General features: G+C 58.0%; 12 protein-coding genes and 3 pseudogenes. 9 read left to right on the top strand and 6 right to left on the bottom strand.

Annotated elements, in window-relative coordinates; translation table 11 throughout:
- The first annotated feature begins 133 nt into the window (after positions 1-133).
- Positions 134-589, top strand: coding sequence for an NfeD family protein (locus FSO04_RS34385; RefSeq protein ID WP_168435947.1), 456 nt, complete (start codon positions 134-136; stop codon positions 587-589).
- Between the two features lie 63 nt (positions 590-652).
- Positions 653-1,585: an SPFH domain-containing protein gene (locus FSO04_RS34380; RefSeq protein WP_154565994.1), complete on the top strand. Its 933-nt coding sequence runs from the start codon at positions 653-655 to the stop codon at positions 1,583-1,585.
- A gap of 69 nt (positions 1,586-1,654) precedes the next feature.
- Here the strand turns inward: FSO04_RS34380 and smpB are convergent, their stop codons facing one another.
- Positions 1,655-2,101: an SsrA-binding protein SmpB gene (smpB, locus tag FSO04_RS34375; protein ID WP_054035193.1), complete on the bottom strand. Its 447-nt coding sequence runs from the start codon at positions 2,099-2,101 to the stop codon at positions 1,655-1,657.
- 100 nt (positions 2,102-2,201) lie between these two features.
- Here smpB and FSO04_RS34370 point away from each other — a divergent pair, with 100 nt between their 5' ends.
- Positions 2,202-2,639: a type II toxin-antitoxin system RatA family toxin gene (locus FSO04_RS34370; protein ID WP_063496516.1), complete on the top strand. Its 438-nt coding sequence runs from the start codon at positions 2,202-2,204 to the stop codon at positions 2,637-2,639.
- Positions 2,636-2,968 carry an RnfH family protein gene (locus tag FSO04_RS34365; RefSeq protein WP_154565993.1) on the top strand — a complete coding sequence of 111 codons (333 nt, stop codon included), beginning with the start codon at positions 2,636-2,638 and terminating at the stop codon, positions 2,966-2,968. Before FSO04_RS34370 ends, FSO04_RS34365 begins: the two co-directional genes overlap by 4 nt.
- Positions 2,969-3,055: 87 nt before the next feature.
- On the opposite strand, the pseudogene FSO04_RS34360 reads toward FSO04_RS34365, so the two are convergent.
- Positions 3,056-3,992, bottom strand: a pseudogene (locus FSO04_RS34360) (DMT family transporter).
- Positions 3,993-4,350: 358 nt separating this feature from the next.
- Between FSO04_RS34360 and guaB the strand changes: the two are divergent.
- The 4 genes from guaB (at position 4,351) to FSO04_RS34340 (ending at position 9,981) form a co-directional block, all read left to right on the top strand.
- On the top strand, positions 4,351-5,811 hold the full coding sequence (gene guaB, locus FSO04_RS34355; RefSeq protein WP_054035195.1) for an IMP dehydrogenase: 1,461 nt from the start codon (positions 4,351-4,353) through the stop codon (positions 5,809-5,811).
- A gap of 6 nt (positions 5,812-5,817) precedes the next feature.
- Complete coding sequence (locus FSO04_RS34350; protein ID WP_154565992.1) at positions 5,818-6,525, top strand: hypothetical protein; 708 nt, start codon at positions 5,818-5,820, stop codon at positions 6,523-6,525.
- A 214-nt stretch (positions 6,526-6,739) separates the two neighbouring features.
- On the top strand, positions 6,740-8,323 hold the full coding sequence (guaA, locus tag FSO04_RS34345) for a glutamine-hydrolyzing GMP synthase (RefSeq protein ID WP_154565991.1): 1,584 nt from the start codon (positions 6,740-6,742) through the stop codon (positions 8,321-8,323).
- A gap of 737 nt (positions 8,324-9,060) precedes the next feature.
- Positions 9,061-9,981 carry a restriction endonuclease gene (locus FSO04_RS34340; RefSeq protein WP_154565990.1) on the top strand — a complete coding sequence of 307 codons (921 nt, stop codon included), beginning with the start codon at positions 9,061-9,063 and terminating at the stop codon, positions 9,979-9,981.
- Between the two features lie 456 nt (positions 9,982-10,437).
- On the opposite strand, the gene FSO04_RS34335 is transcribed toward FSO04_RS34340, so the two are convergent.
- The 3 genes and pseudogenes from FSO04_RS34335 to FSO04_RS34325 all read right to left on the bottom strand — a co-directional run bounded on the left by FSO04_RS34335 (position 10,438) and on the right by FSO04_RS34325 (position 13,094).
- Complete coding sequence (locus FSO04_RS34335) at positions 10,438-11,670, bottom strand: hypothetical protein (RefSeq protein WP_154565989.1); 1,233 nt, start codon at positions 11,668-11,670, stop codon at positions 10,438-10,440.
- 846 nt (positions 11,671-12,516) lie between these two features.
- Positions 12,517-12,796: pseudogene (locus FSO04_RS34330) on the bottom strand (addiction module antidote protein); the annotation flags it as partial.
- Between the two features lies 1 nt (position 12,797).
- A complete protein-coding gene (locus tag FSO04_RS34325) occupies positions 12,798-13,094 on the bottom strand; it encodes a type II toxin-antitoxin system RelE/ParE family toxin (protein ID WP_166618309.1) in 297 nt (98 codons plus the stop codon).
- A gap of 1,161 nt (positions 13,095-14,255) precedes the next feature.
- Here FSO04_RS34325 and FSO04_RS34320 point away from each other — a divergent pair.
- Entirely contained in the window at positions 14,256-14,642 is a 387-nt protein-coding gene (locus FSO04_RS34320; protein WP_166618308.1) for a RidA family protein, read from the top strand.
- A gap of 89 nt (positions 14,643-14,731) precedes the next feature.
- On the opposite strand, the pseudogene FSO04_RS34315 reads toward FSO04_RS34320, so the two are convergent.
- A pseudogene (locus FSO04_RS34315) lies at positions 14,732-14,880 on the bottom strand (ABC transporter permease); the annotation flags it as partial.

The raw sequence follows: 14,880 nt of genomic DNA, 5'->3' as shown, positions 1-14,880 counted from the left end.
AGCAGTTTGCATAAAGGGTGGTGCGCTACGTCAAAAGCACGTAAAAGCGTGCGGCACCGTCCGATAAAATGCACCCGCTTCGTGCTATAAACACCCCGGTAGATCCGGGGTGTTTTGCTTTGTGGAGGTCGACGTGGCGCCAGGTGGATTGTTCTGGTGGATCGGGGCGGGTGTGCTTGTCGCGCTGGAGTTGATCAGCGGCACTTTCTATTTGCTCATGATCGCGTTGGGTTGTGTAGCGGCAGCCATTGCCCGTATTGCGGGCGCCGCCGCCGACCTGCAGTTTGCGATTGCGGCCTTCGTAGCGCTGGCGGCAGTCCTGTTGCTGAGGCGCTCGCGCTTTGGCCGCAGAACGCGTAAGGAGGCGTCAAAAAACCCGGACGTCAATCTCGACATCGGCCAGACGTTGAATGTGCCGGCGTGGCACGAGCGCCGGGCGCGCGTCAATTACCGCGGGGCTGCATGGGACGTCGAACTGGCTGCTGGTGAACCCGAAGATGCGCAGCTCTATGAGATCGCCGAGATGCGTGGCAGTTGCCTCGTCGTCGTGGCGAGCCGGCCGGCGAAAACCAAGGCAACCGTGGCCTGAGCGCGCACCAATGCGCGCATAGCGCCATGCATAACTATTCGAACTACGGACCGGAGGTCAGTCATGGATTCAACCATTGTCGGGGCGGTGCTTCTGCTTATCGTGATCGTGCTGGCGGCGCAGACGCTCAAGATCGTGCCGCAGCAGCATGCGTGGGTGCTGGAGCGGCTCGGCCGCTATCACCGCACGCTGACGCCGGGCCTGAGCTTCGCGTTTCCGTTCGTCGACCGGATCGCGTACAAGCACATTCTCAAAGAGATCCCGCTCGAAGTGCCGAGCCAGGTGTGTATTACGCGCGACAACACGCAACTGCAGGTGGATGGCGTGCTGTATTTCCAGGTCACCGATCCCATGAAGGCGTCGTACGGGTCGAGCAACTTCGTGTTCGCGATTACGCAGTTGTCGCAAACCACGCTGCGTTCCGTGATCGGCAAACTCGAACTCGACAAGACGTTTGAAGAGCGCGACTTCATCAACCACAGCATCGTGTCGTCGCTCGATGAAGCGGCGTCGAACTGGGGCGTCAAGGTGCTGCGCTACGAGATCAAGGACCTGACGCCGCCCAAGGAAATTCTTCACGCCATGCAGGCGCAGATCACTGCTGAGCGCGAGAAGCGCGCGCTGATCGCGGCGTCCGAAGGGCGTAAGCAGGAACAGATCAATATCGCCTCGGGCGGGCGCGAGGCGTCGATCCAGAAGTCCGAAGGCGAGCGGCAGGCGGCGATCAATCAGGCGCAGGGTCAGGCCGCGGCGATTCTGGCGGTGGCTGAGGCTAACTCACAGGCGATTCAAAAGATCGCTGCGGCCATCCAGTCGAACGGCGGGATGGAAGCGGTGAACCTGAAAGTGGCCGAGCAGTATGTGAATGCATTCGGCAACCTGGCGAAGCAGGGCACCACGTTGATCGTGCCGGGTAACCTGGCGGATATGAGTTCGATGATCGCGTCGGCGCTGACCATTGTGAACAAGGTGAAGGGCGCGGCCGAGGCGCGCTGATTGACGTTCTTCCTTGCCGAATGAAAATGGCCCGCAAATTTGCGGGCCATTTTTCGGTGAATCTCAGTTTTACGACGGCGAGCGCATCAGGCGCGCCTTCTCGCGTTCCCAGTCGCGCTTCTTCTCGGTTTCGCGCTTGTCGTGTTGCTTCTTACCCTTGGCGAGGCCGATCTCGCATTTGACGCGACCGCCCTTGTAATGAAAGTTCAACGGCACGAGCGTATAACCGCGCTGCTCGACCTTGCCGATCAGTTTGCTGATTTCTTCGGCGTGCAGCAGCAGCTTGCGCGTGCGCACCGGGTCCGGATTGATGTGGGTCGAGGCTTCGGGCAGCGGGCTGATGTGCGTGCCGATCAGGAACAGTTCGTTATTCTTGATGACCACGTAGCCTTCCTTGATCTGGCCACGGCCGGCGCGCAAGGCTTTGACCTCCCATCCTTCGAGCACGAGCCCCGCTTCGTAGCGTTCTTCGACCGAGTAGTCGTAGAAGGCTTTTCTGTTGTCAATGATGCTCATGAATGGAAAGTGCCCAACTCGTTTAAAATCACGATTTTAGCAAAGCGGGGCAAGGAAAGCCCGCGGCGCTTGTCCACCCTTGCCACGCGCTGTTCAATTTATGGCAGATGTCCAGAAAACCGTGTTGATCCGCCATTCGGCGGAACAGATGTTCGACCTCGTCACCGACGTCGCCGATTACCCCAACTTCCTGCCTTGGTGCGGGGGAGTCGAAATCCGCCGCCAGGACGAAACCGGCATGGAGGCGAAGATCGACATCAACTTCAAGGGCATCAAGCAGCATTTCGCCACGCACAACAGCATGGAGCGGCCCACGCGCATCGATATGGAGTTCGCGGACGGTCCGTTTCGCAAATTCACCGGCTTCTGGCGTTTCACGCCGCTGCGGGCCGATGCCTGCAAGATCGAATTCGCGTTGCACTACGAATTCACCAACATCATTCTCGAGAAGATCATTGGGCCAGTGTTCAGCCACATTGCCAACACCTTCGTCGAATCGTTCGTGAAGCGCGCCGATCAGCGCTACGGTAAGGCATGAGCGCGCGCTTGTCGATTGAAGTCTGCTACGCGCTTGCCAATGAGCAGGCGCTGATTGCCGTGGACTTGCCGGAAGGCGCCACGCTGCAGCAGGCGATAGACGCAAGCGGCATCTTGCAGCGTTATCCGCAGATCGATCTGAGCATGCAGAAGGTCGGTGTGTTCGGCAAGCTCAAGCCATTGGATACGGTGCTCGCCGACCACGATCGTGTCGAGATTTACCGGCCGCTGCTGGTGGATCCGAAGCTGTCGCGCCAACGGCGCGTCGAGAAGACCCGTAAGGCGGGCTCGATCGAAGGGCGCCGCTGGCTGAACAAGGATTCGCGCTAGGCTCGCCTCGTAGCTGTAGCTGTAGCTGTAGCTGTAGCTGTAGCGGGGCAGCGCCGAGGGTGCTCCGTCTCAATCGTCTCAATCGTCTCAATGCACCGAAGGCTGCGCCTTCTCCTCAATCGACGCCGCCCCGGACGTATCGTCGTCCGCATGCTGGCGCACCGACCAGCACACCCCCGCCACCAGCAACAGGATCGCTGCCGTTTCCAGCGGGCGCGGCAGGCGCTGGTCGTAGATAAACGCGTAGAGCAGCGCGAAAAGTGTCTCGAACACGATCATCTGGCCGGACAGCGTGAGCGGCAGCCGTTTCGACGCGGCATTCCACAGCCCGTTGCCGAGCCACGACGCGCCGACGGCGAGGCCCAGATTCAGCATCCAGAAGGTGTGCCAGCGCTCGTCGCCGAGCGGCGCCTGCAGGCTGCCAGACGGCATGACGGCGACCACCAGCCACAATCCCGCGCCGAGCGCGCCGGTCACCACACCCCACAGCACCGACCACTCGTTGCCGCTGAAATGCGTCTGACGCTGCAGGTAGCGGGCGTTTTCGACCGCGAACCAGGTCCAGCAGGCGAGCGCGCCGACCGCGCAGCCGAGGCCGAGAAGCTTCGTCGCGATACTGACGGGCGTGCTGTCCGCTACCGTGAAGACGTCGATATTGATGCAGGCGATGCCGGCCACCACCAGTGAGAGCGGCCATACGAGGCGGGCGAGCGGCACGGCGCCATGATCGCGCCGGCCGAGCAGCGTCACCGTGACCGGCAGGACGCCGACGATGAGCGAAGCCGGCGCGATGCCGATCATATGAACGGCCGCGGTCGCCCAGCCCGCCGAGACCCGCGCGGGTCAGGCGTGTGCCGAGCGGGCGCGCCATCGGCAGCGCGGCGGCCAGCGAGACGATGCCGTACATCGTGTAGCGTCCGGCGCTCAGCAACAGCGGCGAGAAATCGGGCAGCACGCGCGGCACCAGAAACACCATGCCCCATAAGGCCCCGGCCATTACTCCATATGCCACACCGCGCTGCATCGACTGCCCCTGCAAGAAAACTGGAATGGTCGGCAGAATAGCCGTTCGACGGGCAGGGCGTCTTGTTTGATTCTGCATTCCGCCAGTTTTATCCGGCGTGTTCAGGCGCCTTTTAACTTCCGAGCGCTGACCCGGCGGCGCGCAAGCGCCCCGAAATACCCATTCCCGAACCGGGTGCGGCGTCCATGCGCCCGAACGCGCAAACGAAACCGGATCGAACTCGAGGCGAACGTGGAAGCGAAATCGAAGGGTGCAAAGTCACGAGAAAAATCCCCTGAAATTCGCTAAGCTGCTGTTAGTGCAGTGAAAACCAGGGAGGTATCGCGTATAATTCGCTTTTGCGCCTATAGGATTTGCCATGCGTCTGATCCAAACAGCACTCACGTTCGATGACGTGCTCCTCGTCCCGGCTTTCTCCGATGTTCTGCCGCGCGACACCAGCCTCAAGACCCGGCTGACCCGCAACATCTCCCTGAATATGCCGCTCGTGTCCGCCGCCATGGACACCGTCACCGAAGCCCGTCTCGCGATCGCGATGGCGCAAATGGGTGGCGTGGGCATCATCCACAAGAATCTCACGCCGGCCGAACAGGCGCGTGAAGTTGCCAAGGTCAAGCGCTTCGAATCGGGCGTCGTGCGCGATCCGATTACGGTGCCGCCGCAAATGAAGGTGCGCGACGTCATTGCGCTGTCGCGCCAGCATGGCATTTCGGGCTTCCCGGTCGTCGAAGGTTCGCAATTGATCGGTATCGTCACGAACCGTGACTTGCGCTTCGAAGAGCGTCTGGACGAGCCGGTGCGCAACATCATGACGCCGCGCGAGCGCCTCGTCACCGTCAAGGAAGGCACGCCGCTCGCCGAAGCCAAGGCGCTGATGCACAGCCATCGCCTCGAACGCGTGCTGGTCATCAACGACGCATTCGAACTGCGCGGCCTGATGACGGTAAAAGACATCACCAAGCAAACCGAACACCCGGACGCGTGTAAAGACGAACACGGCAAGCTGCGCGCAGGCGCGGCGGTCGGCGTGGGCGAAGACAACGAAGAACGCGTCGAGCTGCTGGTGCAGGCGGGTGTGGACGTGATCGTCGTCGACACGGCGCACGGCCACAGCAAGGGCGTGCTCGAGCGCGTCAAGTGGGTCAAACAGAAGTTCCCGCATGTCGAAGTGATCGGCGGCAACATCGCTACTGCCGCGGCAGCCAAGGCGCTCGTCGAATACGGCGCAGACGGCGTGAAGGTCGGTATCGGCCCGGGCTCGATCTGCACGACGCGTATCGTCGCCGGCGTCGGCGTGCCGCAGGTCACCGCGATCTCGAACGTGTCGGAAGCGCTGAAAGGCACGGGCGTGCCGGTCATCGCCGACGGCGGTGTGCGTTTTTCGGGTGACGTCAGCAAGGCGCTGGCCGCCGGCGCGAATTCCGTGATGATGGGCAGCATGTTCGCCGGCACCGAAGAAGCGCCGGGCGACGTGTTCCTGTTCCAGGGCCGCCAGTACAAGTCATACCGTGGTATGGGTTCGGTCGGCGCGATGAAAGACGGCGCTGCAGACCGCTACTTCCAGGACAACTCCGCGAACATCGACAAGCTGGTGCCGGAAGGTATCGAAGGCCGCGTCGCCTACAAGGGCTCGGTCAACGCGATCCTGTTCCAGTTGATTGGCGGCGTGCGCGCCAGCATGGGCTACTGCGGTTGCCGCACGATCGCGGAGATGAACGATAAGGCCGAGTTCGTGCAGATCACGGGCGCGGGCTTGCGCGAGTCGCATGTGCATGACGTGCAGATCACCAAGGAAGCGCCCAACTACCACGTGGACTAAACGCCAATGAAGCCATTGCTGCGCGCTGTACTCATCCTCGATGCACTGTTGCTGCTTGCGTTCGGCCTGCTGTTTCTGCTGACGCCCTGGACTTCGTTGTACAACGCGCTGCTCTTGGTGCAAACCCAGCCGGCTCTGGTCGGCCAGGGGTTTGGCGTGGCGCTGATCGGGCTCGCGTGGCTTGCATTGCACGCGTCGATCGATGGTTCGCTCACGTCGACGGTCGCCAAGGTCGTTGGCCATGTGAACTGGTTGACCGGCGTGCTGATGCTGGTCTGGCTGCTCGGGCTGCATACGCCGGCGCTGACCGGCTTCGGGCAGATCATTGCGGTGCTGACCGGTGTGGTGCTGCTGGTGGTCGGCCTGGGCGGTGTGCGCCTGTCGGGCGCGGTGCGGCGGCGTGAAAAGGTGCGGCTGGTTGAAGCCGCAGCCGCTGAGCGCGCCGACAAGCAGGCCGCGAAAGATGCCGCCAAAGACGCTGCCAACAAACGCGACTCTGGTCGTGTGACGGCGGGCTTTCCGGCCTATCGCGCCGAACCGGTAGTCGAGCCCGTTATGCCGGTCACAGAGCCTGTGAGTCCTGTTTCGGCTGCGCCGCTCCATCCGGCGGTCGATGAACCGGCTCTGACGGCCTCTGAACGCGCCGCGCGCGACGATGCCCGTAACGCCGCTGCCGACGCACCTGGTGCGCCCCGGCCGCCGTTTCATGGCTGACTCATGACTGACGCCTCGAGCGCCAGAACGCCTGCCGAAGCTACCGGATTCCGTTCGCACGCGCCGCAAGCAAGTGCCTGCGATGCTGAACGGTCTACCGCGCTTTATCGTCACGCTTCATGCTCGATTGTCCCCACGTGGACTGCTTTGAATTCAACGCCGCGCTTCAAGCGCGGTATCCCGTATCCGTTCACTTTTGACTCCGTCCGCTGCCATGCATGACAAGATCCTGATCCTCGACTTCGGTTCGCAAGTCACCCAACTGATTGCACGTCGCGTTCGCGAGGCCAACGTGTATTCGGAAATTCATCCGTACGACGTCGATGCGTCGTTCATTCGCGATTTCGCGCCGAAGGGCGTGATCCTTTCCGGCGGTCCGAGCTCGGTCACCGAAACGGATACGCCGCGCGTGCCGCAAGCGGTGTTCGAACTCGGCGTGCCCGTGCTGGGCATTTGCTATGGCATGCAGGCGATGGCCGAGCAGCTCGGTGGCAAGGTCGATATCGGCCACCTGCGTGAGTTCGGCTACGCCGAAGTGCGCGCGCGCAACCATACGAGCCTGCTCGAAGGCATCAGCGACTTCACCACGCCGGAAGGTCACGGCATGCTGAAGGTGTGGATGAGCCACGGCGACAAGGTCCTCGAAATGCCGCCCGGCTTCCAGTTGATGGCCTCGACGGAATCGTGCCCGATCGCGGCAATGGCCGACGAAGCGCGCCATTTCTACGGCCTGCAATGGCACCCGGAAGTGACGCATACCGTGCAAGGCCGCGCGATGCTCGAACGTTTCGTGCTGCAGATTTGCGGTGCGAATCCCGACTGGGAAATGGGCCATTACATCGACGAAGCCGTCGCGAAGATTCGCGAGCAGGTCGGCAAAGAGCACGTGATTCTGGGTCTGTCGGGTGGTGTGGATTCGTCGGTGGCGGCGGCGCTGCTGCATCGCGCGATCGGCGATCAACTGACCTGCGTGTTCGTCGATCACGGCCTCCTGCGTTTGAACGAAGCCGAGCAGGTGATGGCAACGTTCGCTGAGAACCTCGGCGTCAAGGTGATCCACGTCGACGCGAGCGAAGTGTTCCTGTCGAAGCTGGCCGGTGTGACCGATCCGGAAGCGAAGCGCAAGATCATCGGCGCGGAATTCGTCGAAGTGTTCCAGACCGAAGCCAACAAGCTGACCGACGCAAAGTGGCTCGCGCAAGGCACGATCTATCCGGACGTGATCGAATCGGCCGGCAAGGGCAAGAAGGCGACCCAGACCATCAAGAGCCACCACAACGTGGGCGGCCTGCCCGAGACGCTGAATCTGAAGCTGCTCGAACCGCTGCGCGAACTGTTCAAGGACGAAGTGCGCGAACTCGGCGTGAAGCTCGGTTTGCCGCCGGCGATGGTGTATCGCCACCCGTTCCCGGGCCCGGGTCTGGGCGTGCGGATTCTCGGCGAAGTGCGCCGCGATTTCGCCGATCTGCTGCGTCGCGCGGACGCGATTTTCATCGAGACGCTGCGCACGTTTATCGACAAGGAAACCGGCAAGTCATGGTACGACCTGACGAGCCAGGCTTTTGCGGTGTTCCTGCCGGTGAAGAGCGTGGGCGTGATGGGTGACGGGCGGACTTACGAGTATGTGGTTGCGCTACGCGCTGTGCAGACGCTGGACTTCATGACCGCGCATTGGGCGCATCTGCCGCACGAGTTGCTGGGGCATGTGTCGAACCGCATCATTAATGAAGTGCGTGGGATTAACCGGGTGGTTTATGACATCTCGGGGAAGCCGCCGGCTACGATTGAGTGGGAGTGAGGAGGGAAATACTCCCATCCAACTACTTACATCTCGCTCGGGTATTGCCCCGATATGCCGTGATTTGTAAGACTTAATTCAAATGCGGCGTTAGCCATTTGAATTCCACCATCGAAGTTTGCGCCACGAAAGGTTAGTTAAACGGATGGTGCGTCGCCCGCTTATCGCCGGGGCTCGTTACTGCGCCGGCAACAGGATTTTCGTACGACGTTCTATTTCAACCTGGGACGCTATCCTGCGAGTAGATCCTGGACATCTGGAGAGATCTCGTGGTTGGTGACGGTGCATGATCGTCCTAACCACGGGAATTCGATAGATTGTGCACCAAGCTTGCACTTCCAATTTCAAGCTTGAAACAACCCAGTCCAAGGTTGTCGACCGTGACGGGGTTTCATGTCACGATGTCTGCTCGGCACCATTCTTTTTCTTCATGATTGTTGCAATCAACGGGCGGTGAGCGGAGGTGGCGATCGCTTGTTACGGGCATAGGGGACCTTGTTAGCTCGGCGCGGAAAAGTAGCCGATTGCGCGAGTGTGCCGTGCGGTTAGATTTTCGGCTATGGAATGGACGAGGCATCGGCAGGCTGTGGGGAGGCACCTTCGGCGAATCCGGCCGCAGGCTCGCTTGCGCAGGGGATGTAGCCAGAAGCCAGGCCGCCGGCCTTACTCTCAGCGTCGTGCGATTGATCGAGTTTTTTGCCTACATTTAGTGGTCTGCAACTTGTGGGGAAATTTCTATGAGCATGGCAAGGCAACATGTTCAATCAAACATTCCGCCGTCGCTCATGCGTTGCGAACTTCCCATGTGGAGGTATCGCATCGAGGACGAGGATGAGGTTCGTTGTGTTTATTGCGGCCACGTAATGGACGATCACTATGACCTTGACCATTGGAGCGTATCGTTTGAGGACTTTGCGTCTATTCACGAAGAGGCCATAAGAGATCCAGAATTTCCCGGTCCGCCCCCTGACCACCCTCACGCAGTGCTACGCGGTGACATTGTCGAGAGAAAGGTATGTCTGCACATTTGCCCTTATTGCGGTTGGTGGATCGCCGAAGATCGAGGGGTACTACCCGCGATGCAATGGCAGCATTGGGCAGTGACCTTGGCCTCGATGTCGGTTTTGCAGGACTTGGCGCTCAACGATATTAACTTGCCCCTTCAAGAAGTGCGGCGTTATTTGATGCGCAAATTCGAAGCCAGAACGTCTACCCATCCGCGGCTCTTTGAGTTGACCGTTGCAAGTGTCTTCAGCGATTTTGGTTACGAAGCGGCTGCAACGGCTTATTCAAACGACGGGGGAGTTGACGTCGTGTTACATGATGGTTCTGGGGCAAGGATAGGTGTCCAGGTAAAAAGACAAAGAAGATCAGTGGAAGTGGAGCAAATTAGGGCATTCCTCGGGGCGTTGATAATGGGGAACTTCACGAGCGGCATATTTGTATCGTCTTCTCGCTTTCGTAGAGGCGCAGTTCGTGCAGCACAGAGAAGTTCGGAAGGCATTATGCCGATCGAACTCATCGATGCAAATCGCTTCCTTGATATGCTTGGTTCAGTCCAGTTGAGCCATGCGCCAGTGCCGGATGATTGCGGTATCACTCGCGCCGAGTCTTTGAAATTTCATTGCGTCAACTACAGTCATTTAAACACGCTCTGATAATGGACTCACTTAAAGCCGATGACACCCTACGGGTAAAACATGGTCATTTATTGGGCTTGCAAGAGTTAACCGTCCGCGACGGCGGTTCATGGCAGCGAACGAACGACGGGCTGACAAGATGCATTCGTTTCTCTGGTGGGCGGTCCATTGTTTCATGCTCTTCGCGCAGGCAGTCTTGGTGGCGACACAAAGCGCAGATGGGCGTACCGATGGGCATCGTGATGAGAGCGATTTCAGAAGTCTTCCCAGAGGTTCTCTGCTATCTCTAGCGGTCGCGGAAAGGAACCCAAGTTAAGACCGGCTGAGGTCGCGGGGTTGTTTGCTATGAAGCGCCTGTCCTGCTAGCTCTCTGCTAGCATCCCAAGGCGTGCTACCCCGGAATAGGCTCGAAGAAGCTCGCGATTTGACATACGTCACGAGCGGGCGTATCAATTTCTCACTTAATCGTCCGCGTTAAGCTCCTGCGGCGCTCCCAATGTCGGACCGAATGCGACTGAGGATGCACGAGATCGTCGCATGTGCAACATGTCGTATAGTGTGTTCCACATTTTCGTTGAATACCATGTTATCTCCATGATCCAACGTGTCTATGTAGCGAGCAGTCATACTGAAGTCGTGATGGACCATGTCAGACAGGAAAGAATAGATACTCTTGTGATATTCTTCGCCGAGTGGAAATATCCTGGCCTTTTCCGCGACGACACTACAAAATCTGAATGCCTTGAGATGCGCGATCTTGATTCTGTTCGCATCAGCTTTAAGAACCCCTTCAGAGACGTTCCGCTTTCTCCTTTTCTCACACTCGACGTCCCATTTATCCGACGACATAACCGACGCCAATTGTAAATATTGGTACATGTGCATTGGCATCAACCAATCGATGTAAAATGTTAGTGCCAACTCATGAAGCGGGCGTAGTAAGCTTGTAGCAACCATCAGTTTTCCGTTATCGACAAGCAGCCTGATAGACTCCACATGCTCTTTTGCGCGAACCAAAACAGAGTGCAATGAATGATGGTAGTGATTCGCGTCTCTTGCGGGTTTGTGAAAAACCCTCAAATCATTCTTTGTCTTCTCCACCTCGATCTCTAGTTTGGAAAGAGCATCTGACAATGAAATTTCCTCAGATTTGAGAAAATTATGAAATCCGTTAAGACGAACTGGAGTTGCTCCCTCGATCAAGTTAATGTAGTCCTTATCGCCCCGTGGAATCGATCGTATAGTGATGGCGGATTCTTCTAGGTCGCGCGGCTTGCCCATAAGCACAACAGGGACAACAGAAATTCCGAGTTCCTCGTATGCGACATGAATCGGAGTGTCGTCGGCGCATACGTACGAAAAATCATCGTTTTTGTTGGGATTTTCGTATATATGCAAGGAAAGACGGATTCCTGATGTAATCAGATCTTTGATCGAATCGACATCATTATTTCTGATGGTTTCTTCTATCAATTCAAATTCGCTTTTCGCTGATCGCCAAAATCCACGTCGGATGCGCGATATCGACATGCGGGTATAGTGAACGTTTGTCTTTCCGCTGAGAAATGCCACATATCTCGAAGTAAAAATTGGATCATTCTCAACATCGTCTCTCACTATGATCTTATTCGGCGGGATCTGGAATGTGGGGATTGAGCGAACAACGTTGAAAGGATTTGCGCTGGCGATGGGTTTGATTTCTTTCATGCTTTTATTGCGCGCTGTGTTGTTTAAGTGGTTCGGGGAAATTTACTACGATTTGCGTATTGAAAATGACAACTCGTTGGCCACCCGCTAGATCCGCGCGCTAGCGTCTGTTTGTACTCGGCGACAGAGCGGATGCGTACGCTCGCGTATCGCTTGTGCGACTGGCACAACGCTAAAGTGGACGCGAACGGACTCGGGCGCCCAATCCGAAATTTGGCCAGTAAAGGGCGACGCTCGATACCGAACGGACCGTTTGCACTGGCGTCCGGCTTCTTAAAGGTGCTGTTGCATGCCGGTCGTGTTCGCAAGGAAGGTTGTCGGTTTGATCACTTCCGATCAGCGCGGCAAGTACGGAGCCCTGGTTCCGGCTATTGCATCCGTTCAACCGCGGGCGCCTCCTACTTCTATGAGTTGAAGGCGTTACTCCAGCGATTGCAGGAGCAACCACAGGCGTTAGATGGCCCGTATGCTGAGCATGGCCACGTCTTGCAACTAGCCTTGCGTGAACTAGATTCACCTTCTGCAACATGCGCTGATCAGAAGTCCTCAAGCGTTTGCTGCAGCGTCGGCACTCTCTATGACCTCGAGGCTTTGGCGCTTGTGGCGGGTGCGAGGAACATAGGTTCTACGCGGTCTATCTGAAGCAAAACAGGCCCGTGAGGCCCATTCGGCGGATCGTGAGCCGCTGACGGATTCGATGTCAGGCGTGTACCGCACTGCTAGGACGAGTACGGCCTTTTGAGCTCGCGCTGCCAGCGCGTTTCGCGACTGGCCGTGCTTTCTTTGCCACTACGGCCTTCGTCGCGGTTTTGGCTTTTGCGGCCGCCTTTGGCACTGCTTTGGTCTTTGCCAGCGTGAGGTGCAACCCCATCGCGACGATCACCTTCATGATCGTCGCGAACTCGGCATTTCCTTTGTTGGAGAGCGCGCGGTACAACGCTTCACGCGCGATACCCGACTCGCGTGCGAGTGCCGTCATACCACGTGCCTTGGCAACGTCACCAAGTGCTGCCTGAATCTCAACCGGATCCCCGCCTTCAAACGCTTGGGCGAGATACAGCCGGTAGTCGTTTTCATCTTTCAGGTACTTCGACGCGTCGAACTCCATCAACTCGCTGACTTTCATGTCAAAACTCCAAATCTTTCGCGATGACCTTGGCGCGCTTGATGTCTGCGGCCTGCGTGGACTTGTCGCCACCGCATAAGATGATCACCAGCACATCGCCACGCTGCTTGAAATAGACACGGTAGCCTTTGCCCACATCGATCTTCATTTCCGAGATGCCGTCGCCTACGGCACGCCAATGTCCAAGGTTGCCTAGCCGTGCCCGGCTGAGCCGACCGACGATCGCCATCGCCGCCTGGCGGTCCCGCACGCGCGATAACCAACTGTCAAATTCGGCCGTAATGATCAGCTTCGTCATGCTCGGATTGTAATCCATGGGTTACGGAATATCAAACGCTCGCGCTGACGGGTAAAACGCTGTTAATCGTTGGGCATGGGCCGATCGTCCGAACGAGGATCGCATTGGACGGAGCCTGACGGTATCGATGACGGTATCGCGGCCAACAATCGTATTGACATGCCTCGTTATGGCGATTCTGCGGAAAAAACGGCATCAATCGTCCGATGCAGTCGATTGAAAGCCGTTGGGTGCCGACAGGAATATCCGGTACCACTGACGGTATCGACGTCACATGAGCGGCGGAAACGCCGTCCACACAAGGCTCCAGCGTCGGATTGACAATCGAGTGGGAGTAGGGGTAATTCTGTTTTAAATCAACGGGTTACGATGTCCGATAAATAACGCTCGCCCAATTCTAAATTGGGCAGGGTCGGTTAGTAACCTGTTGAAAATTTGGAGATTTTTTATTCCATCTTGTCTTTTCTGGGTTCCGCGAGCGCAATTTGGCGGTATTTCTGACGGTATTCGCGGACAGTCTCCACAGAGGTGCTTGATGCCGTCAGAGGGATTATTGGTATCTGCGATGGCATCTGGAACAGTGTGATAGGCACTCGACAGTTGCTACGTCGATGACGCTGGGAGGCACGGATTGCGCAGGTGCTCGGGACCCTCGTCAAATTTGCAGAATTTTGACCCGCAAGTAATAAGGATTGCTATTCATTGAAGGTGGTTCGCTCCCTCGTCGAGCGTCCCATGCCGACCATCCACCGGACGGCCCAGTAGAGCGAGCGACGGTTGTACTTAAAAAGTTGTCGTTGTGGTTGGCGAAACCCTTATGGCGGCTCGGGTTGATCGAGCGGGAAAAGGGGCAAACCGACCGCCTGAATTGTTTCCTTCATCATTGACATTTCTTCAATAGTAGATATATTCTACAAATTCGAGCACCCTGCGTCTCTGACGACGCGCCAAGGGCGTTCGGCTGGCAATCGTTTCGTTTGGGTATGACCTGGGAGTCAGATTGCTTTCTGGTTCCTCACGCTTCGCGACATGCATTATGGACTGCTGATTTATGAATGCGTTCGGCATGTTCCGTGCTCTCGATCGAAATCAAGTCGTAAGGGTTCAAAGCGGGCCCAAAAGCTGTCTTCACCGAAATCTCTAGAACAGAAGGAGTTAACCATGACTATTCAATTGCATAACCCAGCTGGAATCGCGCCACCGTTCTCATGCTACAGCCATGGCGCGTCGGTGCCGGCTGACGCGCGCTGGCTGTATGTCTCGGGCCAGGTTGGCGTTACGACTGATGGCATCGTTCCAGATGACCCCGTGAAGCAGATCGAACTGGCCTGGGACAATCTACTGGCGGTGCTGGCCGATGCCGGTATGGGCGTGACCGATCTGGTCAAGGTCGACGGCTTTATCACCCGGCCGGACCTCGTGCCTCATTATCGAAAGGAGCGCGAGCGGCGAGTGGCTGGTCACGCCGCTGCTACCACCATGGTCATCGTCGCCGGCTTGGCGGAACCCAACCTGCTCGTGGAGATTCAGGCGGTCGCAGCCCGTTAGGCATCGCGCCCTGTGCGTCAGCGGCGCGTCGGGCACTTCTCGATGGAGGTGCCCGCTACTCAACCAGGCCGTCGCCGTGTCGTTGCATGTCAGGCAACAGCGCTTCTCGCGTGACGTCCACGCAACCATTCAAGCGCGAGCAGCAGGCTCGTCGAGAACAGGATCAGGATCGTCGCCAGCGCAGCGATGGTTGGGCGGATGGTCGCGCGGAGGCCAGTGAAAATCTGGCGCGGCAGCG

This window comes from Paraburkholderia madseniana, assembly GCF_009690905.1.
GTDB lineage: Bacteria > Pseudomonadota > Gammaproteobacteria > Burkholderiales > Burkholderiaceae > Paraburkholderia > Paraburkholderia madseniana.
The sequence above is the reverse complement of the archived record's forward strand: the minus strand, read 5'-3'. Positions and strand labels throughout refer to the sequence as shown.

Coding starts and splice junctions, on each gene's coding strand:
- guaB (WP_054035195.1), top strand. CDS start 4,351: ATGCGTCTGATCCAAACAGCACTCACGTTCGATGACGTGCTCCTCGTC.
- smpB (WP_054035193.1), bottom strand. CDS start 2,101: ATGAGCATCATTGACAACAGAAAAGCCTTCTACGACTACTCGGTCGAA.
- FSO04_RS34335 (WP_154565989.1), bottom strand. CDS start 11,670: ATGAAAGAAATCAAACCCATCGCCAGCGCAAATCCTTTCAACGTTGTT.
- guaA (WP_154565991.1), top strand. CDS start 6,740: ATGCATGACAAGATCCTGATCCTCGACTTCGGTTCGCAAGTCACCCAA.
- FSO04_RS34325 (WP_166618309.1), bottom strand. CDS start 13,094: ATGACGAAGCTGATCATTACGGCCGAATTTGACAGTTGGTTATCGCGC.
- FSO04_RS34320 (WP_166618308.1), top strand. CDS start 14,256: ATGACTATTCAATTGCATAACCCAGCTGGAATCGCGCCACCGTTCTCA.
- FSO04_RS34365 (WP_154565993.1), top strand. CDS start 2,636: ATGAGCGCGCGCTTGTCGATTGAAGTCTGCTACGCGCTTGCCAATGAG.
- FSO04_RS34340 (WP_154565990.1), top strand. CDS start 9,061: ATGAGCATGGCAAGGCAACATGTTCAATCAAACATTCCGCCGTCGCTC.
- FSO04_RS34380 (WP_154565994.1), top strand. CDS start 653: ATGGATTCAACCATTGTCGGGGCGGTGCTTCTGCTTATCGTGATCGTG.
- FSO04_RS34350 (WP_154565992.1), top strand. CDS start 5,818: ATGAAGCCATTGCTGCGCGCTGTACTCATCCTCGATGCACTGTTGCTG.
- FSO04_RS34370 (WP_063496516.1), top strand. CDS start 2,202: ATGGCAGATGTCCAGAAAACCGTGTTGATCCGCCATTCGGCGGAACAG.